20 protein-coding genes are annotated in these 22067 nt (G+C 37.5%); 7 read left to right on the forward strand and 13 right to left on the reverse strand.

The window, feature by feature from the left end:
- Window positions 1–50: 50 nt before the first annotated feature.
- Genes ABM34_RS10210 through ABM34_RS10230 form a run of 5 tightly spaced genes read right to left on the reverse strand, consistent with a single transcriptional unit; the run spans window position 51 to window position 5029 of the window.
- On the reverse strand, window positions 51–989 hold the full coding sequence (locus ABM34_RS10210; protein WP_083988307.1) for a nucleoside hydrolase: 939 nt from the start codon (window positions 987–989) through the stop codon (window positions 51–53).
- A gap of 27 nt (window positions 990–1016) precedes the next feature.
- Window positions 1017–1952 (reverse strand): NADP-dependent oxidoreductase, encoded by a 936-nt coding sequence (locus ABM34_RS10215; protein ID WP_048705510.1) that lies wholly within the window; start codon window positions 1950–1952, stop codon window positions 1017–1019.
- A 22-nt stretch (window positions 1953–1974) separates the two neighbouring features.
- On the reverse strand, window positions 1975–2439 hold the full coding sequence (locus tag ABM34_RS10220) for a heme-degrading domain-containing protein (protein ID WP_048705511.1): 465 nt from the start codon (window positions 2437–2439) through the stop codon (window positions 1975–1977).
- Window positions 2440–2472: 33 nt separating this feature from the next.
- Entirely contained in the window at window positions 2473–3519 is a 1047-nt protein-coding gene (gene iolG, locus ABM34_RS10225) for an inositol 2-dehydrogenase (RefSeq protein ID WP_269464892.1), read from the reverse strand.
- 37 nt (window positions 3520–3556) lie between these two features.
- Window positions 3557–5029, reverse strand: coding sequence for a sugar porter family MFS transporter (locus ABM34_RS10230; protein WP_048706534.1), 1473 nt, complete (start codon window positions 5027–5029; stop codon window positions 3557–3559).
- 382 nt (window positions 5030–5411) lie between these two features.
- Here ABM34_RS10230 and iolG (ABM34_RS10235) point away from each other — a divergent pair, with 382 nt between their 5' ends.
- The 5 genes from iolG (ABM34_RS10235) to ABM34_RS10255 all read left to right on the forward strand — a co-directional run bounded on the left by iolG (ABM34_RS10235) (window position 5412) and on the right by ABM34_RS10255 (window position 11026).
- Complete coding sequence (gene iolG / locus ABM34_RS10235) at window positions 5412–6458, forward strand: inositol 2-dehydrogenase (RefSeq protein ID WP_083988308.1); 1047 nt, start codon at window positions 5412–5414, stop codon at window positions 6456–6458.
- Between the two features lie 3 nt (window positions 6459–6461).
- Entirely contained in the window at window positions 6462–7373 is a 912-nt protein-coding gene (gene iolE, locus ABM34_RS10240) for a myo-inosose-2 dehydratase (RefSeq protein WP_048705512.1), read from the forward strand.
- Between the two features lie 73 nt (window positions 7374–7446).
- Window positions 7447–8502, forward strand: a complete 1056-nt coding sequence (locus ABM34_RS10245) for a Gfo/Idh/MocA family protein (protein WP_048705513.1) — start codon at window positions 7447–7449, stop codon at window positions 8500–8502.
- A gap of 30 nt (window positions 8503–8532) precedes the next feature.
- Window positions 8533–9570 (forward strand): Gfo/Idh/MocA family oxidoreductase, encoded by a 1038-nt coding sequence (locus ABM34_RS10250; RefSeq protein WP_048705514.1) that lies wholly within the window; start codon window positions 8533–8535, stop codon window positions 9568–9570.
- A 43-nt stretch (window positions 9571–9613) separates the two neighbouring features.
- Window positions 9614–11026 (forward strand): sugar porter family MFS transporter, encoded by a 1413-nt coding sequence (locus tag ABM34_RS10255; RefSeq protein WP_048705516.1) that lies wholly within the window; start codon window positions 9614–9616, stop codon window positions 11024–11026.
- 361 nt (window positions 11027–11387) lie between these two features.
- On the opposite strand, the gene ABM34_RS10260 is transcribed toward ABM34_RS10255, so the two are convergent.
- The 5 genes from ABM34_RS10260 to ABM34_RS10280 form a co-directional block, all read right to left on the reverse strand.
- Window positions 11388–12431, reverse strand: coding sequence for a Gfo/Idh/MocA family oxidoreductase (locus tag ABM34_RS10260; RefSeq protein WP_048705518.1), 1044 nt, complete (start codon window positions 12429–12431; stop codon window positions 11388–11390).
- 33 nt (window positions 12432–12464) lie between these two features.
- Window positions 12465–13406 carry a sugar phosphate isomerase/epimerase family protein gene (locus ABM34_RS10265; RefSeq protein WP_048705520.1) on the reverse strand — a complete coding sequence of 314 codons (942 nt, stop codon included), beginning with the start codon at window positions 13404–13406 and terminating at the stop codon, window positions 12465–12467.
- A gap of 187 nt (window positions 13407–13593) precedes the next feature.
- A complete protein-coding gene (locus tag ABM34_RS10270; RefSeq protein WP_048705522.1) occupies window positions 13594–14460 on the reverse strand; it encodes a sugar phosphate isomerase/epimerase family protein in 867 nt (288 codons plus the stop codon).
- A gap of 47 nt (window positions 14461–14507) precedes the next feature.
- A complete protein-coding gene (locus ABM34_RS10275) occupies window positions 14508–15371 on the reverse strand; it encodes a sugar phosphate isomerase/epimerase family protein (protein WP_048705524.1) in 864 nt (287 codons plus the stop codon).
- A 19-nt stretch (window positions 15372–15390) separates the two neighbouring features.
- Window positions 15391–16431, reverse strand: a complete 1041-nt coding sequence (locus ABM34_RS10280) for a Gfo/Idh/MocA family protein (RefSeq protein WP_048705526.1) — start codon at window positions 16429–16431, stop codon at window positions 15391–15393.
- A gap of 267 nt (window positions 16432–16698) precedes the next feature.
- On the opposite strand from ABM34_RS10280, the gene ABM34_RS10285 reads away from it, so the two are divergent.
- Together ABM34_RS10285 and ABM34_RS10290 are read left to right on the forward strand one after the other, a co-directional pair.
- On the forward strand, window positions 16699–17583 hold the full coding sequence (locus tag ABM34_RS10285; RefSeq protein WP_048705527.1) for a helix-turn-helix domain-containing protein: 885 nt from the start codon (window positions 16699–16701) through the stop codon (window positions 17581–17583).
- 14 nt (window positions 17584–17597) lie between these two features.
- Window positions 17598–18494, forward strand: a complete 897-nt coding sequence (locus ABM34_RS10290) for a helix-turn-helix domain-containing protein (RefSeq protein ID WP_048705529.1) — start codon at window positions 17598–17600, stop codon at window positions 18492–18494.
- A gap of 18 nt (window positions 18495–18512) precedes the next feature.
- Here the strand turns inward: ABM34_RS10290 and ABM34_RS10295 are convergent, their stop codons facing one another.
- The 3 genes from ABM34_RS10295 to argB form a co-directional block, all read right to left on the reverse strand.
- Window positions 18513–19448, reverse strand: coding sequence for a DMT family transporter (locus ABM34_RS10295; protein ID WP_048705530.1), 936 nt, complete (start codon window positions 19446–19448; stop codon window positions 18513–18515).
- A gap of 703 nt (window positions 19449–20151) precedes the next feature.
- Window positions 20152–21285 (reverse strand): acetylornithine transaminase, encoded by a 1134-nt coding sequence (locus ABM34_RS10305; RefSeq protein WP_048705533.1) that lies wholly within the window; start codon window positions 21283–21285, stop codon window positions 20152–20154.
- 20 nt (window positions 21286–21305) lie between these two features.
- The gene (gene argB / locus ABM34_RS10310; protein ID WP_048705534.1) at window positions 21306–22052 is read right to left on the reverse strand and encodes an acetylglutamate kinase; all 747 of its coding nucleotides are present in this window, start codon (window positions 22050–22052) and stop codon (window positions 21306–21308) included.
- Window positions 22053–22067 lie beyond the last annotated feature (15 nt).

Consider the following 22067-nt stretch of genomic DNA (forward strand, 5'->3'; position numbering starts at 1 on the left):
TCAGGTCAACTAAAAAAGTATTTAAGCCAATTATGACTTAAATACTTTTTTTATAATTGAAATGTTTTTACACTTTCAATAATTAGATTAGCAAACCATTTTTGATCAACGTGGAAGAGTACTTCCGCGTTAGGTTTACGTTTACTTACATTATAGTAGTCAATGATAGTCTCGCCAGTTGTAAGTTCACCTTGGGTTTCTATTTCTACATTACAGAATCTACTTGAAAACTTTTCGGGATCTATTAGCCATGCGATCGTACATGGATCATAAAGGGGAACTCCTGCGAAATCTCTACTTAGTAAATCAAATGAGAAACGGTAGGTGCTGACTAAGCCTGTCACTGCTTCTGCCACGTCATTATTCTTAATTTTGGAAATAGTTTTGATGTCACTGTCCATTAGTTGGGCCTCAAAACCTACATTTAATGGTGCTAAGACGATAGGAACGCCCGATTCCATGACAATCTTAGCAGCTTCAGGATCAACGGCAACATTGAATTCTTCGGTAGGTCCAATGTTACCAACACCCATACCACCACCTAAAATTACAATCTGTTTAACTAAAGTTTTAATTTCAGGATGAACGGAGAAGAGTAAAGCAACGTTGGTGCAAGGTCCGGTTACGACAAGAGTTACATTCTGAGGGTACTCAGAAATGATTGAATTCATGAGTTCAATCGCATTTGTTTTTTGAGGAGAGAAATTTGGATTTGGTAATTCTGTCCCGTCTAAACCGGTAATACCATGCATCGTAATTCCTGGAACTAAATCTCTGACTAAAGGCTTGTAATTTCCTGAGGCAACAGGGATGTCACGCTTTTTCATTAAAGTAAGTAGTGACATCGCGTTTCTCAACGTCTGCCCGTGTTTTTGATTTCCGGCTGACGTTGTAACAGCTAGTACGTTTATTTTCGATGAGGCAACAGCCATAATCATGGCAATAGCGTCATCATGACCAGGGTCACAGTCTAAAATTATGTTTTCCAATGCAACTCATTCCTTTGTTCATTAACATTAAAGCTTAATGATGACCTTACCGTTAGTATTGCCGTTTTCAACAGCATCTTGAGCAGATCTAATGCCCTTTAATGAAAATGCTTCTAGTTTGTCGATTGGCACGTGTAATTGGTTGTTACTGATCATTAAAGATATTGCAGCAAATGCATCACTATCGCGATATTCACGTTTAGCTATCATTTGTTTGAAGTTAACACCTGGTTTTTTGTGTTGATCATAGGGAAGAGTAGTTAGAGAAACATAAGTACCATTATCCTTAACAATATCGATACCGGCTTTGCCACCATCTCCATTGTTTGTAGCGTCGATTAAGACGTCAGCAATGTTAGCAAATTTTTCTCTGACACTTTCAGTATCAAAGGCACCAAATTCTGAGGCACCTAAACTCAATACTTGTTCCTTAGCTGAAGAAAGGTCAGTTCCGATTACATATAGTCCAAGTGCCTTTGCCATTTGTACTAACATGGCTCCAACACCGCCCCCGGATCCTAATATTGCAATCGTTTGGCCAGCTCCAACATGAGCTACGTGGACCAAAGTGTTGTATGCAGTTATACCTGATAAAGGTAATCCTGCAGCTTCGTATGAATCATAATTTCTTGGTACTAAACCTATTCTGTCTGAACCTACTTTGAAGTATTCTGCGTAAGTGCCGATACCAGGGTGAGCTAAAACATCATCCCCAACCTTAAAAGTATCAACATTTGAGCCAACTTTGACAATACGTCCAACGGCATCACTACCTAGGATCAGTGGAAAGAGCATCGTAACATTATTTCTAAATTGACCATTTCGAACGGCAATGTCAAAAGCATTGATTGCGAACGCTGATGTCTTAACTAAAACATCGTTAGTTCCAATTTTGGGTTGTGGCAATTCAAACTCAGACATGACGCTGGAATTGCCATACTGATTAAATCCATATGCTTTCACAATTAATTACCTCCTCGAAATATTAATTTAGTGATGATTTTAAATCTAATAATGCATTGTATGCTAATTCGTGATCACCAGTATCAGTTAAACCTGAAACAACTACACTACCAATTACTCCAGTGCCAGTTATAGCAATGGGGTATCCACCACCAACAATAGCATAGTCTTTAGGACTTAAACCAGTTTCTTTATAGAAATCGTCTGGATTATCTTGATAAGCCAATTTCTTAAACAAAGAACTGTGATCAAAGGCGTCAACAACATTTTCCTTTTTCTTGATCCAAAGGTTGTTTTCATGTGTTGTTTGGTTACCAGCGTGGAAATAGACAACACGTTGATTGATTTTAATTAATACACAAACCTTGTTAAAATCATCTTTACCAATTTTTTTTAGTGATTCTACGAGACCATCTACGTCATCCAAATTGAAATGGGGTAGTTCGGTCTCTTTTTCTTGTGTTAAAACATCATCTACTGTGACCATTTTATCCTCCTGAATCCTTATCACTGAATCTGATTAGGCGTTAGTTTTAGTTTCATCTAATGAGAAAGTTGTATCTACCTTTTGTGGAAGTCCTGTATCTAATGACTTCTTAGCAGCGTTTGCAACACGTTGAGCCATGATAACGTCAGAACCTTGAGCAACTAATGGAGTGTCATTCAAAATTGAGTCAACGAAGGCTTTCATTTCTTCGGTGTAAGCTTCCTTATAACGTTTTTGGAACATTGGAAGTGGTTTCTTCAACTCTTCACGTTTGTCGTTATAAAGTTCGACAGTACTATTATTAACGTTTTCAGCTTTGAGCATACCTTCTGAACCAAATACTTCAACACGTTGGTCATAGCCATAAACAGCACGTCTACTATTATCGATGACACCAAAGGCACCATTTTCAAATTGTAGAACTAATGCAAGTGTATCTACATCATCGATATCTTTAAGAGTTGGATCGATTAATGTACCACCCTTAGCGTAAACTTCACTAATATTGCTTCCCATCATGTAACGAGCCATATCAAAGTCATGCATTGTAAAGTCTTGTAGAAGTCCACCAATTCTTTGAATCAAATCATGTGGCAATAAATCAGGGTCACGTGATGTGATTTTAACCATTTGTGGAGTACCAATTTTACCTTCACGGACGTTTTCAAAAATTGTTCTGAATTGTGGATCCATACGACGGTTGAAACCAATTTGTAGTTTAACGTTGTTCTTCTTAACAGCTCTAAGAACATCCAAACTAGCTTCCTCATCGTGACTCATACTTAATGGTTTTTCACAGAAAATATTCTTTCCTGCATTAGCTGCATCTGTAACAATTTGTTCGTGTGTATCAGTAGAAGTAAATACGAAAACTGTATCAATATCAGGGTTGTTCAAAATTTCATGATAGTCAGTTGTTTGGTTAGTAACACCAAGATCATTTAATTTGTCTGAAATCTTGTCGATGAAAACATCAGCAACTTGAATAATGTTTATTTCTGGAATTGTCATCAAATTTCTTAAGTGCATTTGTCCTGCACGACCTAAACCGATAATACCTGCATTAACGTGTTTCATCATAATATATACTCATCCTTTTCATTTTAATTAACATATTTTATTTATCTTCGGGGTTAACACCTGAAGAAGAACCGTACTGAAATTCCATCTGGATACGTTCAAGCGATTTACCTCTTGTTTCTGGTGCATATTTATATGCAAACCAGAAAGATAGAATATTAAATCCTACGAAAATCAAGAAAGTAAATGTCATTCCGACTGCACTTAATAGTACAGGGAAGAAGTATCCAACTAAGAAATTAGAGAACCATAGGAAGAACGATGAGATTCCCATTCCTAAGCCACGAAGGTTTTGAGGGAAGATCTCTGATAGTAGCAACCAAACGAGTGGTGAAATGAATCCTTGGAAGAATCCCAAGAATAGCATGGTACAAAGAATCACGGCGATTGGTAAGAAGCTACTATTTGATAATGTTGCTGAAACGATTGAAATCAGTGCTAATGAAATTGTTGTACCAATGATACCTGTCATTAGCATTTTTCTTCGGTTGACCCGGTTCATAAATGACATACCAATAATGGTTGCGACTGTCGAAACAATACCGTTGAAGATATTAGCAATCAAGGCTGCGTTGTGTGAAAAACCTGATTGTTGAAGAATCGTCGTTCCATAATACATCATTATGTTGATTCCAATAAATTGTTGCATAACACCTAGGCCGATTCCGATTAAGACTAATCTACGAATCCAAGGTGTTGCTAAATCTTTGACTGTGGCTTGTTTGATTTCAGATTCTTGTTCTAGTGCATCTTGAATCTGGCTAATCTCACTTTCACAGTCTTTTTTGGTATTTCTAATTCCACTGAGTGCTTCGAGAGCTTTATTATTCTTTCCAACCATTACAAGCCATCTTGGAGACTCGGGAATTAAAAACATTCCAAGGAACAAGGCGGCTGCAGGAATAGTTCCGAAAGCAATCATGTATCTCCAAATACTTGAGATATGTCCGAAATAGTTTCCTAATCCTGCGTTAACGATAAAAGCAAGAAGCTGCCCGGTAACGATCATTAACTCATTTTGAGTAACGACACGGCCTCTAATATCTGGTGTAGAAATTTCTGCTAGATAGGTAGGAACTATTACTGAAGCGCCACCAACTGCTAAACCTAACAGTGCTCTAAAAATGATAAGTGCGGTCGCGGTTCTGGCGGTTGCACATAGAATCGTAAAAATAAAGAAGAGAATTGATAGATACCAGAGAAGTCTTTTTCTACCAATTTTATCGGATAACCTACCAGCAATTACTGCACCAAAGGCTGCACCTAAAGTGATACCGCTGGTGACTAATCCTTCATTACTTGGTGACAGGTTTAATTCCTGTGGTGATGCGATATATCCAATAGCACCATTAATAACACCCGTATCAACACCAAACAACAAACCACCTAAAGTAGAGATAGTAGCGATCATTCTTAAATGCTTCTCCGCTTTAGTTTTTTTCTTTTTCTCACTTCCTTGCTTGCCAACATCTCGTGGCTTAACAACCTGAACGAAATCTTTTTCGGTCATTACATTCACCCCAATTTTATCGGCCATCATACTCACCCCGAATACTACTAATTAATGGAACAACTGCATTAGATACAGTGAGTAACGGCTTCGAAATAACTTTTAATAGTAAATTTTGAATCAAATTATCCATTACACAAAGTGTCCATGTACTACGACAGTTATTATTTCACGATAGATTGTGAATGTCAACACTTTCTCTGAAAGCGGTTAATTTTGTTATTTTTATCACAAATACCCTTGACAAAGGTTGAGTTAGCGGATATTCTGGTATCGTACACAGGGATGAAGCGTGGTAATCGATATTTAGTAATCGATAAATAGAAAGTTTATTTCACAAGCGATTGTTCAGCACCGAAATGTTGATGAAAGGGGTATTATCGTGGAGAAAAGCACAAGTTTCACAAATGAGAACGTCACAATCGGTATTATCGGTATGGGACGTATCGGAAACGTACATTATAAGAACTTAAAACGTATTTCTAACGTTACTATTAAGTACATTGCCGATATTGTTGCTACTGATGAATGGCCAGCTAAATATAGTGAGGCCGAAAAAATTGTGACTGACTACCATGAAATTCTGAATGATCCAGAAGTACAAGCCGTAATGATTTGTACACCAACTGATCTTCATCCAGAAATGACAATTGCAGCTGCAAAGGCCGGAAAAGATATCTTCTGTGAAAAACCAGTTGGGTTCAATGACAAAGATATTATGGAAGCTTTTGAAACTGTAAAGAAATGCAACGTTAAGTTTGAGGTTGGATTCAATAGAAGATTTGATAAAAACTTCAAGCGCATCGTTGATCATCGTGAGAACGGTGATATCGGGGATGAACAAATTTTAAAGATTACATCAAGAGACCCTGAACCACCATCAATGGATTACGTAAAACGTTCCGGCGGTATTTTCATGGATATGACAATTCATGATTTCGATATGGCTAGATTTATTACTGATGCAGAAGTTGATCAGGTTTATGTAGCTGGGAACGTAATGGTTGATCCAAAGATTGGTGAGGCAGGCGATATTGATACCGCAATTATTACCTTGCAATTCAAGAACGGCATGATGGGTGTTATTGATAACAGTCGTCAAGCTGTTTATGGATATGATCAAAGAATTGAGTTATTTGGTTCAAAAGGGATGTCTAAAGCAGACAATGTTTTGGATAGCACAACAACATTTTCTGGTAAGGATGATGTAAGCGCTGACAAGCCAACGTTCTTCTTCTTACAAAGATATATTGATGCTTATAAGACAGAACTTGAATCATTCCTTGATGCAGTTCGTGGAAATCACGAAGTTGAATGTTCATTCGAGGACGGAATCAAAGCAATTAGATTAGCTCAAGCAGCTAAGAAATCATTGAATAGTGGAAAGCCTGAAAAGGTTAATTCAGTTCAAAATTTTGAGGAGGTATAGATAATGGCTTCAGATATTAAGAATGATATTAAATGGGGAATTGCTCCAATTGGTTGGAGAAATGATGATATTCCTTCAATCGGTGCAGACAACAACTTACAACAACTACTAAGTGACATCGTTGTTGCTGGATTCCAAGGAACAGAAATAGGTGGCTTCTTCCCTGGACCGGACAAATTGAATTACGAATTAAAACTAAGAAATCTACAAATTGCTGGACAATGGTTCAGTAGTTTCATCCTTCGTGATGGTATTGAAAAAGCTAGTGAAGCTTTTGAAAAGCACTGTCAATACTTGAAGGCAGTTAATGCACCAATCGCTGTTGTTTCAGAACAAACTTATACAATTCAACAATCAGACTCAAAGAACATCTTTACTGACAAAGCTCATATGACAGATGCTCAATGGGATGAAGTATGTAAAGGCTTGAACCACTATGGTGAGATTGCTGCTAAGTATGGTATCAAGGTCGCATATCACCACCACATGGGAACTGTTATCCAAACAAAGGAAGAAACAGACCGTTTGATGGCTAACACAGATCCAAAACTAGTTGGACTTCTATATGACACAGGTCACATTGCAGTTTCAGATGGCGACTACATGTCACTTCTAAAAGATCACATTGACCGTGTTGTCCACGTTCACTTCAAGGATGTTCGTTTAGCAAAAGAGAAGGAATGCCGTGAAAAAGGTATGACTTTCCAACAATCATTCTTAAATGGTATGTTCACTGTTCCTGGCGACGGAGACTTAGACTTCAAACCAGTATTCAAAGAATTAGTTGATCACAACTACAAAGGCTGGATTGTAGTTGAAGCTGAACAAGATCCAGACAAAGCAAACCCATTGGAATATGCACAAAAAGCACACAAGTATATTGAAGATGAATTGCTCAAACAAACTGTTCAATAGGATTTATTCGTAAGTATATAAATTTGGGAGTTTACTATACAAAAAATTTTTTAACAAATAGGAGAATGTAATTATGGCTGAAACACACGTAACAAAAGTAGGTATCGTCGGAATTGGTTTTATTGGATCTGATCATTTGCACCGTTTAACAAAGACTGTTGCTAACGTTGATGTAACTGCTGTCTGTGATATTGTTCCTGGAAAAGCTCAAAAACAATTAGACAAGCAAGGACTTGAAGCAAAAGACTATAGTGACTATCACGATTTGATTAATGATCCTAATGTTGAAGTTGTTGTATGTACAGCAAACAACGAAGCTCACTATGAAATCGTTATGGCAGCTCTTAAAGCTGGCAAGTTCACATTCTGTGAAAAACCATTGGCTTTGGATGCTAAACAATGTATGGACATTATCAACGCTGAAGAAAAGCTTGGCCGTAGAATGTTGCAAGTTGGATTCATGCGTCACTATGCACCAGAATATGTACAAATGAAGAAAATGATTGATGACGGTGTTATTGGTAAACCACTTATGATGGACCAACGTCACTACAACCAAACACAACCAGAGGAATATGATTCAACACGTTCAATTATTGAAACTGCTATTCACGAAATTGATATTGACCACTGGTTGGTAAACGACTCATACGCTAACATTCGTGTGTTCAGTCCAAAACAAACTAAATATGTTCAAAACAAGAATATCCAAGATCCACAAATCGTTATGATTACAACAAAGACGGGAATCAACATTATTAATGAAGTCTTCGTTCGTTGCCAATACGGTTATGACATTAAATGTGATGTTATCGGTGAAGAAGGAGTTCTTGAATTACCAACAGTTCCACAAGTAGCAACAAGATTAAATGCTGAATACAGCACAGCTATTTTGACAGACTGGAAAGCAAGATTTGAAAGTGCTTATGATATTGAATTCAGAGACTTTATCAACCATGTATCACAAGACCAATCACCAGTTGGACCTTCATCATGGGATGGATACATCGCCGCTGTTACAGCTGATGCAGCTATCAAGTCATTGAATGAAGATGGCGCAACACAAGACTTAGACTTCCCAGACACACCAGAATTTTATCAAGAAAACAGTGCAGTTAAATCTGTATAGAGATCTATAAAATTTTAGGGGAGAAACACTATGTCAAAACAAGCCACTGTAGTAAAAGCAGGAATCATAGGTTTAGGTAGATTAGGTTCGAGACATGCTCGTCACTTAGTTGAAAAGATTCAGGGAATTGACTTAATCGCAGCTTGTGCCCTGGACGATGAACAATTGAAATGGGCTCACGATGATTTGGGAGTTGCTAACACATATAAAGACTACAAAGAGATGATCGATAAAGAAGACATCGATGCAGTATTTATTGTTGCACCAACACCATTTCATCCTGAAATGACAATTTATGCTATGAATGCGGGATTAAATGTCTTTTGTGAGAAACCATTGGGACTTGATCTTAATGAAGTAAACAAGATGGCAGAAGTAATTAACCGGCATCCAAAACAAGTGTTCCAAAGCGGATTTATGCGTAGATATGACGAATCATATCGTTATGCGAAGAAGCTAGTTGACGAAGGTAAAATTGGGAAAATCATTTACATGCGTGGATACGGAATTGATCCTATTTCAGGCATGGAAAGTTTTACAAAGTTCGCAACTGAAGCTGATTCAGGTGGTATCTTCGTTGATATGAATATTCATGATGTCGACTTAATCCGCTGGTTTACACACCAAGAACCAGTTCAGGCATATGGAATAACAAGTAACATTGCTGCTCCAGAGCTTGAAAAAATTGGTGAATTTGAGACTGGTGTTGCACAACTTAAAATGGACGGTGGCGTAATTGCTACCCTCATTGGCGGAAGACATGCGGCACATGGTAATCAAGTTGAATTAGAAATTATGGGTTCAGATGGATGGTTAAGAGTCGGTGAACATCCAGATTTGAACCGAGTTACAGTCTTTAGTGAAAATGGGGTCACTAAACCATCACTTCAAAGTTTCGGAGAGAGATTTGATAATGCCTTTACTGATGAGGTTCAAGACTTTGTTCATAATGTTGAACAAGGTACTCAACCAGAAGTAACGGTTGAAGATGGAATTAAAGCACTCAAGATTGCTAAGGCATGCCAAGAGTCTGCAAATGAAGGCCAATTGGTAAATATCAAATTATAAATTAGTAGAATGATCCAATCTCTTAACGAAAGAAGGCTTAACAATGGATACTAGTACTACTACTAAAAAATCAGAATCAAACCACAGTGGATTTTTGTGGGCTGCCACATTTATTGCTGCCATGGGTTCATTACTATTCGGTTATGACACAGGTATCGTTAACGGTTCTCTTGTGTTTATCGCTGATAAGAGTCAATTAGACTTAAATGCCTTTCAACAAGGTATTGTTTCTTCAGGATTAACTTTAGGTGCTGCATTTGGTGCCATCTTTGGTGGTCCACTTGCTGATAAAATTGGTAGAAAGAAAATCCTTACTATTCTTGGTATCGTTTTTTCTATTGGTGCACTTGGATGTGCATTCTCTACTAACATCGCAATTTTAATCGTATTTAGATTTTTACTAGGTTTAGCCGTTGGTTCAGCTTCAGCTAACGTTCCAGTTTATATCGCTGAAATTGCTCCTTCAGAACTACGTGGTAAGATGGTTACCACTGCTCAAGTTATGATTGTTACAGGTCAGTTCGTTGCCTTTGGTGTCAACGCTGCCTTAACTCCACTTGGCTCAGGAAATGCTGCCATCTGGCGTTGGATGTTAGGTTTAGGTACGATTCCTGCCATTGTTTTATGGTTAGGTATGTATCTTGTTCCAGAATCACCAAGATGGTTAGTATCACAAGGTAAAATTGATAAAGCTTTAAACGTATTAAGACGTATCAGAGCTGCTGCTGTCGTTGATCCTGAAATGAAGGAAATCAAGGACAAAGATGCTCAAGATAAAGCAGAATCTGCAGAACAAGCTACATTTAAAGAACTTGTTAGCACAAAATGGATTCTTCAAATTCTTATTACTGGTTCAGTCTTAGGATTAATCCAACAGTTTGCTGGTATTAATTCAATCATGTATTATGGTGGTCAAATCATTTCTGACTCAGGATTTAGCACAACTACTGCCGCTCTTTTAAACACTGGTAATGGTTTGTTCTCAATCGTTGGTGCTGTGTTAGGAATGTTCACCATTGATTGGCTAGGTAGAAAGAAACTTGAATTTGCTGGACTTACAATTTGTGGACTTGCCTTAGTTGCTGCTGGTGTTATTCACACTGCATTTGCTAGCGCAAGCTGGGCCGGAATTACAATTGTTATCCTAGTTTATGTTTATATTATCTTCTTCCAAGGAACATTAGGTCCTGTTACTTGGTTGATCAATTCTGAAATTTTCCCACAAAGATATCGTGGAATCGGTACAGGTGTTACAATTTTCGTTCTCTGGTTAGGTAACTTCTTCGTTGGATTACTTTCACCAGTTCTTCTTCAATGGAATATGGCTTATACCTTCTATATCTTTGCTGCATGCTGTGTATTCGGAATTATTTTCGTCGCAGCCAGAGTTCCAGAAACAAAGGGTGTACCTCTTGAAGAAATTGAAAAATACTTTAGAAATAAGTATGACAAATAGTTCAACTCTTTGATTTTGTAGTTTTAATAGATTCATTGTTGAGTCTAAAGAAAATCCTCCTAAGTTTATAGCTTGGGAGGATTTTTTTGTCTTATATAATAATTAGGTGGCCTGTTAAATCGCCTGTTGATTGATGTATGAGGTTTTCCTTGAGCAATAGGTAATCGTTGAGGGAATTGTATTTAGGCTTCCATATGTGCATGAGATGCTTCATATTTGAAGTGCGATTAGACGATGATAATACTGATTTAATTGTAAATGAATGGAAGCAAAAAGGAGCCTGTGGCATATGTCACAGGTTTCTGGGAGTTTACTTAATTATGACTAGGGTAGTTCTTACTTAAGATCTTTGAAGCTGGTTCTAAACGGTTTTCTTAATTTTTGTTACGCCGTAAAATTCAGGATCGGGGCAATCGATTAAATTGATTGATTCGGTCTTTCCAGTTTCACGAGATTTTGAAGCTGCAGCGGTTGATACTGAGGCACAATATCCATCCCAAGCTGATGGACCACTTGTTTTATCGGCAATTACTGAGTTTGTCCATGATTGGAACTCTGAGTCATAAGCTTGGATAAAACGGTCACTCCAGTCTTCAGAAATAGGAACTGAATCTTGGTTTGCGGTTTTGACTTCGTGATAATGGGGATCTAATAAGCTGATTTCACCAGTTTCGCAGACAACTTTACAGTTGATATCATAGCCCCATTGGCAATTAACGAAGACTTCGAGGTCAACTAAAACACCAGATTCGGTTTCGAGATAAATCATTTGTGGATCGTGTAAGTTGCTGTGAGTGTTTCTAGTTTGCTTTCTTGGTAGTGTTACTTTGGCACTAATGAAGTTTTCCCCAAGTAGCCAAGGTAAGGTAAACATTTCGTGAACAGCAGTGTTTTCAACTGCCATAGGAGTGTCATATTCTGTTCCGACAGAAGGGTTTCTGTGTGTGCAGTGGAGTAGAAGTGGGTCACCGTATTTGTGACTCTCGAGTTCTGCCTTTACTTCATCATATCCGCGATCAAAGGCACGCATGAATCCAACTTGGACCAGTCGTTTACCGTGTTTCATTTCTGCATCCATAACTTTGATACAGTCAGCGGGGTCAACGGCCATTGGTTTTTCACAAAAGACGTGTTTATTAGCCTCAATTGCAGCCAAAGTGTATTGAGGATGTGCAGGGTCATTAGTTGTAATTACAACCGCATCGACTTTGTCGCTTTTTATTAGCTCAAAGCCATCAGAAAAATATTCTGCACCAATTTCTTTAGCGATTTGTTTAGTCTCTGCTTCCTTCTTTGGGAGATCACAAACAGCGACAACTTGTGCGCCACTGATTCTGTTTTGCATTCTTTCAATATGAACTTTTCCAATAGCTCCAACACCAATTAATCCAACATTTACAACCATCTTTATACATCCTTTCCTAATTTGCATATTATTTTATTTACTTAGTGTTTGTTGCATTGCATCTATAGAAGTTCTAACTCCAGCTTCTGGACTCATAGTCAAATCTTCCATTTCTAGGGAAACGTAATCGTTGTATCCAGTCATTCTGATAACTGAGAAGAATTCCTTCCACCATTGAAGAGCTTGGCCACATCCAACTGCTACATAATTCCAAGCGCGATCGGCTATTTCATCTATAGGTTTAGTTTCGAGGACTCCATTTACATCGACTTTGCCACGTTCTAAGCGGACGTCTTTTCCGTGGACGTGATAAATCGCTGGTCCTAGTTCACGTGCTGCAGCAATAGGGTCGGCACCCATCCAAATCAAATGACTAGGGTCTAAGTTTAATCCGACCATTGGGCCGACAGCGTCACGTAGTCTGAAGAGTGTATCAGGATTGTAAACTAGTTGAGAACTGAAGTTCTCAAGAGCAATTTTTTCAATACCTGATTGCTCAGCGAGTTTTACTAACCCTTTCCAGTAAGGTATGGCTACGTCATTCCACTGATAGTCTAAATTCTTTTTGAGTGACTCTGGCCAGCTAACTGTATAAGTAATCCAATTAGGAACCTTATCCTCTGGGCTTGCTGCTGGAAGGCCGCTCATCATGATGATCTTCTTTATTCCAAATATTTTTGCTAATTTGAAAGTTTTTTCGGTGACAGCTCTGTGCTCTGCTCCCATTGGTCCGGGATCAAGTGGATTTCCTGAACAATTCAAAGCAATTAGTTTCATACCACGTTTATCTAATTCATTTTTAAACTTGTCGCGAGCGGTTTCACTTGCTAACAATCCATCGAGATCTAGATGTGGTGCTGGTGACCATCCACCAGTTGTCATTTCTAAATTTGTGACACCCATGGACTTAACTTTATCTAACATGCCTGTAAAAGATAAATAGCCCAAACTATCTGAAATGTATGATAACTCCATTAGTATTAACCTCCATAAATGATTATTAATTAATTCACAAGTTCAATTTACCATGATTATGACTATTAATCTTTAGAACAAAACGACCATTATTTACAAAATAGTGACATTAATTTTGGACAAAAAAGATTCTCAGATTTTATCATCATCTGAGAATCTAATTGGGAGTTCATTATGGCTGAAAATTCTATACTAGAGTGTTTTCGGCATCTCTGACTAATTTGATGCTGTTTTCTAGTTCGTTCTTAACTTTTGCTTCGTTCCACTCTTTGAGGTCATCTGAGAATGGTTCGAATGCATAAATTCCTTTATATCCACTAGCTTCGATCTTTTGTGCATGCTCGGCTGACTGCATAACATCGTCTTCACCAAGCATGTATCTATCTTGGTCATCCAAATCGTCACGTTTCTTGTTGGCGAATACGGAGCTAAGATGTACCAAACCAATATAGTCGATATTAACTTTTTCCTTGAATTGTTGGTCAGTTACATTGGCAAGATAGTAGTGGAAACTATCAGCGACAAGCTTGAAATTATCAACACCTGCGCCGTCAATAACAGCTTGGCCTTCCCAAGGAGTTCTGAGTGAACTGTCGGTAAAGCCTAATGGTTCAATGAGTCCGTTAACGTTATACTTCTTCAAAACTTTTGAATATTCTTTGACGTTAGCAATTGCCTCTGATTTCTTTTCTTCGGCACTTCTTGTGTCGTCAGTTGATCTGACAGGGCAGAAGACAAAGTTCTTAAGGCCCAAGTCCTTGGTCATTTCAAGCATTTCAGTTAGGCTCTTAATATTTTCATCAACCATGCTTCGTTTGTCCATGTTACCGATAGCATTAATAGTTTCGATACTTACATTATTTTTTTGTAGACCAGCTTTGACATCAGCATTACTCATGTTGTCCATGATCGAACTATTGTCAGGAGCGCCATACAAGTCATTACGGAGTTCAATGTTTTTAACACCCAATGAACTAATTAAGTCTAAAGTTTTATCAAGCTTAATTCCGGGAGCGGCTTTTCTGTTTAAACAAAATCTTTCGGTTGAAATCATGTAAAATCCTCCTTAAATTTTTTTAAGTTGTACACAAGGAAATTATTCTAGAGTCCTAAACCTTTTTTGATTGATGGTAATGTCTTTTCGTTTGACCAATCAACTTTGTCAGGCCATGCGAAAACATTATTCGTCACGATTCCGTCAAAATTAATGTCCTTCAAAGCTTTATACATTGCAGGGAAGTCAACTTCACCTTCACCAGGATTTAAGTGTTGGTGAATTGTTACTGGTGCCCCGGGTGGGTTGATGATATAACGTAATCCAAAGTTGCTCTTAAAGTTAAGAGTGTCGGCAATTAGGATGTGTGTTAAGACGTCTGCACTGTCGTGGATTTGTTTAGTTACGTCACCAATTCCTCCATCTGAGTAGAAGGCGTGGGCTGAACACCATACTTGAGAAACCCAATCTTTATCCAATGAGCGAATCAATTTGGCAGCTTCGTTGCTTGATTCAATAAAGTCGTTAGGGTGTGCTTGAATTTCTAGTTTGATATGGTTCTTTTCAAAGTCAGGAATTAATTCTTCCATTGACTTGTACCATTGACCTTCTGAGGCCACTGGGTTTTGCTTGTCGCCTGAGAATTCAGTGTTGAGTGTATCAACACCAAGCTCAGAGGTAATTTCGATTGTCCGACGCATATTGCGAACGGCTGCTTGTCTTTCTTGTTCATCTGGTGATGACCATTGTTGAACAGGCAAGACTGACGAAAGTTCTACACCAGCATCAGATAGCCATTTCTTAACATTTTTAATCATTTCTGAATTTACTTTAGGATACTGATAGAACCAGATAAAGTCTGAGCGAGGAGACAATTCGATGTATTTGTATCCTAAGCGAGCGGTTTTTTCAATCATGTCGTGAAATGAAGTATTATCACGAAACATGGATGGATCATAAGCTAATTTCATAAAAAATCTACCTCCTCAATTAAGCATTTTGTGTAACTTTATCTTCATAAATTGCTGGTTTGTTATCAGGTAACTTGATGGCAACTCTTTCAGCATTGTTATCACGTGATTTAGCTAAGGCATCACATGTAACCATTGCTACTAAGCCATCCCATGATGAAGGACCAGTAACTTTGTTTTGTTGTACGTCATTTACCCAGTGTTGTAATTCGTTGTCATAAGCTGTCTTGAAACGTTCTGTACAGTCGACTGGAATCTTTGTTTGATTCTTTAATGTATTTGTTTTAACTGATGTTACTGAAGGTGTTCCTAAACGAACGATTCCGTCTTCACAAACAACCTCACAGTTGATATCGTAACCAATTTGATCGTTAACGAAGACTTCCAAATCGATGTGAACACCTGATTTAGTATCCAAAGTGATAATTTGTGGATCGTGTAACTTGGAGTGTGTGTATTTAGTTTGTTTCTTAGGAAGGAATGTTGTACCTGATTCGTAATCCTCACCAAGTAACCAGTGCAATACATCAGCTTCGTGGATGGCTGTTTCAATGATTGACATTGATGTGTCATATGTTTCATCAACAGAAACATTTCTATGTGTAGCATGGATTAGTAATGGCTCACCATATTCGTTAGCGTCAATTTCTTTCTTCATTTCCATGTAGCCTGGGTCGTAACGACGCATGAATCCAACTTGAACTAATCTCTTTCCACCTTTAACTTCGGCGTCAATAATCTTTTGACATCCAGCGGCTGTTAATGTTAATGGCTTTTCACAGAATACAAACTTTCCAACTTCAATTGCGTGAATAACAAATTGTTCGTGTGTTTCGTGAGGACGAGTAACAACCATGATTGCATCAATATCTGGTGAATCAATTAAGTCGATACCATTGTCGAAAACTTTTGCTCCATATTCCTTAGCATATTTTTCTGCAAGATCCTTTTTAAGGTCACAAACACCTGCTAGTTTTGCTCCGTTAATTCTTTGAGCAACTCTCTTTACGTGGTCAGAACCCATAAATCCGAGTCCGATAATACCGATATTTAAAGTCATAATGAAACCTCCTGTTTTGTTTGGATAACTTGATTACATGACTGAGAATACTGCCTATGTGAAAATGGTTCAATGTACAATTCGATTTAAAAATTGTATATTTGACCATAAAATAGAATTGCTTAAGTTACTGTATAAATGGCAATATACTGATATAATAGCGTTTTCAATTGTAAAATCGGGTAGGAAAATATATCTACTTATTTTGCCAAAAAATCTAACGTTTTCTTAAGATTGATATATAATGAACATATGAGGTGAGCAAATATGATGGATGATTTTTCGCAATATTTTCCTGTAAATGAGCAAGGAAAAGAGTGCTTACGCGGTATTTATTTCAATAATCCTTCTAATAAGGCCAAAAAAATATATTACTATCCTCTTTGGGGTGCCGAATATAAAGTTTCATATCCTTATAGTATCGACAGAAATTATATGAATTCTTTTTTGGTTATGTATATTCAGGACGGCGAGCTGTCAGTCAAATTTCCTAACGATGAAACGAGAATCGCCAAAAAAGGCTCGGTCGTTATTTTAGACTGTAAAGAAAGAAATAGATATTTTACTAGTACTAATTGCCACTTCACGTTTTTCCACTTTAATGGGAATCAAGCTCAGTTCCTATATGATTACATAACCTCAGATGGATCCAATATCTTCACAGCTAATAAAGATATTGAGAATAATATTTATGAAATTTTTGAAGTTTTCAGATCACAAATAATTTCTGATCGTGAGGAAACGTATTCGGATTTGATATACAAGTTTTTAATTAATTTGAGTAATACTTCTAGTGTGGTTCAAATTGATAAGTCGACCTTGCACCAAACTCCCAAACTTGTAGAGGACGCACTTCATTATATTGATGATCATTTTGATGAGAAGCTTACGACTGCAGATATTTGTCGATATTTAGGCGTTAGTTCGTCTTTACTGGCAAAAGATTTTAGAACGTATACGAATAATAGTATTCACCAATACATAATTTCCGTCAGAGTTATTCATAGTCAACGGCTACTGACCACACAACCAGATATGAGTGTTGCCGAAATTGCGGCAACATGTGGATTCAATGACACATCACATCTAACAAAGATTTTTAAATCTGAGATTGGTATGACGCCAAGTAAATTCAAGAAAATGTGTTTCTAAAATAGGTGACAAATATGGAATATAGTAATGTTTGTTTTTCAAAAGTTGTATTGAATAAGATTATTAAGAATATCAACTTTCAAGAAGCTAAACTTGATATTCCTTATTGGGGAGCATTGGAGCACCATTTTGGTACCCAGAATCATACCCATTATTTTTTTGAAGTCACTTTGATAACTAACGGAGACGGAACTTATTATGAACATGATAAGGAGTATCCACTTCACAAAAATTCTTTGATTTTCACTCATCCAAAGACTGTCCACAGAATGGATAGTGAGTCGGGGATGAGTTTGGTTTATTTTTCATTTGTTCCAAAGATAATAAATGGCTGGGATTTGTATTCATTAAATTGCCAAACGCCAGTGATTAATCTATCTGATACAGACCCAATAACCTTGACTTGGGAAGCATTGCTAAATTTGACCTTGGTGTACGACGAGAATGACGATATGAGTGCTGTATCTATGCAAACGTTATCTGACTCGGTATGTCAGCTGGTAATTGATCGTGAGAACAATGGGCAACGAATTTCTGATAAGTTAGTGGCCGTGACAAATCAGACTGAATTATTACGCAATATCAAAAAATATATTAGGGAAAATATTTCAGAACAATTATCGATTGATAAGATTGCTGAAGAATTTTTTACTTCTCGACGTCAAATTTTTCGACTATTTAAACAATTTGAACCATATACTTGTAATGATTTTATTCAGCAAACAAGAATTGAATACGCCGCTAATTTACTAAGTGATTCAACCATGTCGGTTACGGACATTTCTAGGAAGGTTGGATTCAATTCAATTCACTATTTTTCAACGGTATTTACTAAGAAAATGCGTGATACGCCACAAAGATTTCGCTTGCTATACAGCAATGCACAAATAAAAGAGTTCGGATCAAATTAATGATCCGAACTCTTTTTCTTAGTAAAGTCTTATCATCACAACACCAAGTATCATGACGAGCAAACTTAATATTTGAATAATTGTAATTGGATTTTTCTTGGATTCCAAAATTCCAAATTGGTCGATTATCAAACTTCCGGTTGTAACACCAACTAAGATGATAACTACAGCTAATCCTGTTCCGACAATGGGAACGATGTAGGCATTACCAAGGACGCAAAATGCTCCAATGATTCCACCAGTCCACATCCACCAAGGATTTCCACCAGCAGCTTTTTCTAACTTCAATGGGGGATGCAAGATTAATACAATTATGAATAAAGTGATTGTCCCTCCAAAAAATGATAAGAAAGCAGATTTCAAACTTGATTCAACGACCGTACCAACGTGTCCATTAATAGCAGTTTGAGTGGCACTAAACATACCAGCAACGATACCAAGTAAACGCCACAACATCAAACCTTTAGCATGGTGCTGTTTCTTTTTTAATTTTCTTTCGGTCAGGTAAGTATTTAGCGCAACTGCACCAAAGACACCCGCAACAACTAGCAAAGCACCGATAGCTCTTATCCAAGTGAATGGCTGATGCATGGAGCCGAATAGAGCAAAATTATCAATCAATAATCCCATCATTATTTGTCCCAAAATGGGCATAATGGCAGTCTGAACACTACCTAGATTTGGGAACAACAAAATATTTGAGGTTAAATAAATAACCCCAAAAGCTCCACCAATCCAAAACCAGATTGGTTGTGTATGGAATAATTCACTCGGAAACAGTGCCATTGTGTGATAAATGGAAAAGTTAAACAATGCGAGCAAAATTGTCCCTGTTCCAAAGGAAAAGAGTGAAGCTAGATAAGGCGAGCCTATGGAAACTTTCAATCTAGAATTTATACTAGTTTGAATAGGTTGCCAAATACCGATTATCAAACCAACTAAAACAGCAATCATAATAAAATCCCCGTGTATATATTGTGTTGTATTTGCTAAACATGCCGTCTCCAGAGCTGGAAAATATTTTTTTGGCTGTGCGGGACGGCCCGAGCCAAAGTGCGGCCTCGGCCCTAGGTTTGAAGCCTTGTATAGTTCGACAAGTCTCCAAACTCGCCCGGTGTAATAAGCACGGAAGAATCGTCCGTGCTTATTACACTTTCACTGCCAAAAAATATTTTCCAGCTCTTCCGACTGATACTCAATCTTATTCGAATGTAACAACATCCAATTCATTGATGTTCCAAGTTTGAAGCATGTCAAAAGAGCCCAAGAGTAACAAGCATAAAATACTAAGTACTTTAATTATACAGTTTTGAAAACGCTTTTATATGTATAAAACGTCAAGAGTTTTGTAAAATCCAAAATTTTGGAGAAAAATAGGCTGGAACAAATTAATGTTCCAGCCTATGAAATTATATTTAACAGTAAAACTATGCTTAACAATAAAATTATACCTATTTTAGATAAGAAGATTCTATCTAGACGGAGAAGAAAAATAGATTTGGCCTCAGTACTGAGATTTGAGTTAGTTGGGGAATTGTCCCAACTTACCTCAAAGGCCGAGTTTGGAAACATCTCGTACTTTGAGATGGTTTCAAATCGTGCCCAGTACGTTCCAGGCCTAAAATCTATTTTTCTTCGTAGTCGGAATCAAAGATCACTAATTATCTAAAACTGACTTAATTAACCCAATACCTTTTGTAATATTAGACTCATCCATTATCAAAGGAGGTAACAATCTCAACGTATTGTGTTTAGCCGAAATAGTAAGCAATCCAGCATCTTGGAGTTGACCAATTACATCGCCAACAGGTACTTTTTCGTCCAAATGAATTCCGACCATAAATCCTAATCCAGTAATACTTGTAACCACTGGTAAAGGTTTGATCTCAGTATTCAATTTTTCCCAAAGTAGCTTGGACTTTGCTTGTACTTCTTTCAAGAAATCAGGAGTGAGTTGTTCCAGAACTCCACTTGCGGCTGCCATTGATAGTTTATTACCACCGAAAGTCGTGCCATGAGTTCCTGGTCCAAAAGCGCTCGCTAATTTCTTGTTACCAATCATTGCTCCGATTGGTGTTCCGTTCCCTAAAGCCTTAGCTGAAGTAACTATGTCTGGATCTAAATCGAATTGTTCATAAGCGAATTTTGTACCTGTACGACCAATTCCAGTTTGGACTTCGTCGATAATTAAGAGTACATCGTTTTCTTTACATGCTTTTTGAACGTCTGCTAACCATGATTTGTCAGCTACAACGACTCCACCTTCACCTTGAATAACTTCCAGGATTACGGCAGCTAAATCGGAAGTGATTTTCGAAATAGCTTTTTCGTCATTATAATCAGCAAATTTAACGTCTGGTACTAGTGGGGTGAATCCTACTCGAATATCAGGATTGCCGGTTAGCGACATTGATCCGTAGGTACGTCCATGGAATCCATTGTTAAAAGCTAAGACGGTTGTTTTGCCACTGTATTTACGTGCTAATTTGAAGGCTGCTTCGTTAGCTTCAGTACCTGAGTTACAGAAGAAAGCTAATTGGTCATCGTTTGTTAGTTGGCCAGCAACTTTGTCTTGAATAGCACTTTCGTACAAGTTTGAAGTGTGCCAAATTTTCTTAGCTTGGTCTTCAACGTTCTTTTGAATGAGCTCGTTGCTGTAACCAAAGCTACAAACACCAATTCCACTTGTAAAATCTAAATAAGTTTTTCCATTATTATCTGTTAAAAATACGTCGTGTCCTTCAACTAAATCGAAGGGGAAACGTGAATATGTTGGGAATACATTTTCCATAGTGAGCCTCCAGAATTTTTTTATACTGTTGTGTTGTATTGAAATTGTGTTCCCGGACGGCCTAAGTCGTTAGTGATAAATGTCTGGTTGACACCGTTTTTCAAAGCTTTGAATGAAGCTTGAATTTTTGGCATCATACCTGACTTAATAATATCTTTTTGATACAGCTTGTTTGCGTCTGTTTCTGTTAGTTGGGGAACTACTTTGCCGGAGTTCAAAACTCCTGGTACATCGGTCAACAGAACCAATGATTCTGCGCCTAATTGAATGGCAATCGTGGCTGCAGCCATGTCAGCGTTGACGTTTAGCCAATGCCCATCTGCAGTTTGTGCTAGAGGTGCCAAAATACCGATTTGATCTTGTAATTGTTCATTGAGCCAAGTTTTATTGATGTTAGTTACTTGTCCGACTTCACCGTATTCTTCTTGGTTTAAATATTTACCTTGGAGTAAGTGATTGTCACTTGCGTTCATGCCGATGACAGGTAATCCGGCATTATTTACAAATTGACAAAGTTTTGGTTGAACCATTCCGAGAAGAACAGCTTTTGTAATATCCAATGTATCGGAATTTGTAACTCTAATACCATCAATTTTTTTGACTGAGAGGTGCATCTTTTCACTCCATTGTGAAATTTGTGGACCTCCACCATGAATAATTAAAATTTGCTTACCTTGCTTCCACCAATCTTTCAATTGAGTAAAGAAAGTTTCTGGCAATTGATCACTCGCGTTTCCACCTATTTTAATAACAATTGTTTCCTTCATAATATTTCACCTCAT

The sequence above is a fragment of the Companilactobacillus ginsenosidimutans genome (assembly GCF_001050475.1).
Lineage (GTDB): Bacteria > Bacillota > Bacilli > Lactobacillales > Lactobacillaceae > Companilactobacillus > Companilactobacillus ginsenosidimutans.

Excerpts from the sequence above, each read along its gene's own strand:
- ABM34_RS10290 (WP_048705529.1), top strand. The coding sequence starts at position 17,598 with ATGGAATATAGTAATGTTTGTTTTTCAAAAGTTGTATTGAATAAGATT.
- ABM34_RS10220 (WP_048705511.1), bottom strand. The coding sequence starts at position 2,439 with ATGGTCACAGTAGATGATGTTTTAACACAAGAAAAAGAGACCGAACTA.
- ABM34_RS10255 (WP_048705516.1), top strand. The coding sequence starts at position 9,614 with ATGGATACTAGTACTACTACTAAAAAATCAGAATCAAACCACAGTGGA.
- ABM34_RS10250 (WP_048705514.1), top strand. The coding sequence starts at position 8,533 with ATGTCAAAACAAGCCACTGTAGTAAAAGCAGGAATCATAGGTTTAGGT.
- ABM34_RS10270 (WP_048705522.1), bottom strand. The coding sequence starts at position 14,460 with ATGATTTCAACCGAAAGATTTTGTTTAAACAGAAAAGCCGCTCCCGGA.
- argB (WP_048705534.1), bottom strand. The coding sequence starts at position 22,052 with ATGAAGGAAACAATTGTTATTAAAATAGGTGGAAACGCGAGTGATCAA.
- iolG (WP_269464892.1), bottom strand. The coding sequence starts at position 3,519 with ATGATGAAACACGTTAATGCAGGTATTATCGGTTTAGGTCGTGCAGGA.
- ABM34_RS10275 (WP_048705524.1), bottom strand. The coding sequence starts at position 15,371 with ATGAAATTAGCTTATGATCCATCCATGTTTCGTGATAATACTTCATTT.
- ABM34_RS10305 (WP_048705533.1), bottom strand. The coding sequence starts at position 21,285 with ATGGAAAATGTATTCCCAACATATTCACGTTTCCCCTTCGATTTAGTT.
- ABM34_RS10260 (WP_048705518.1), bottom strand. The coding sequence starts at position 12,431 with ATGGTTGTAAATGTTGGATTAATTGGTGTTGGAGCTATTGGAAAAGTT.
- ABM34_RS10265 (WP_048705520.1), bottom strand. The coding sequence starts at position 13,406 with ATGGAGTTATCATACATTTCAGATAGTTTGGGCTATTTATCTTTTACA.
- ABM34_RS10295 (WP_048705530.1), bottom strand. The coding sequence starts at position 19,448 with ATGATTGCTGTTTTAGTTGGTTTGATAATCGGTATTTGGCAACCTATT.
- ABM34_RS10285 (WP_048705527.1), top strand. The coding sequence starts at position 16,699 with ATGATGGATGATTTTTCGCAATATTTTCCTGTAAATGAGCAAGGAAAA.
- ABM34_RS10245 (WP_048705513.1), top strand. The coding sequence starts at position 7,447 with ATGGCTGAAACACACGTAACAAAAGTAGGTATCGTCGGAATTGGTTTT.
- ABM34_RS10230 (WP_048706534.1), bottom strand. The coding sequence starts at position 5,029 with ATGACCGAAAAAGATTTCGTTCAGGTTGTTAAGCCACGAGATGTTGGC.
- iolE (WP_048705512.1), top strand. The coding sequence starts at position 6,462 with ATGGCTTCAGATATTAAGAATGATATTAAATGGGGAATTGCTCCAATT.
- ABM34_RS10280 (WP_048705526.1), bottom strand. The coding sequence starts at position 16,431 with ATGACTTTAAATATCGGTATTATCGGACTCGGATTTATGGGTTCTGAC.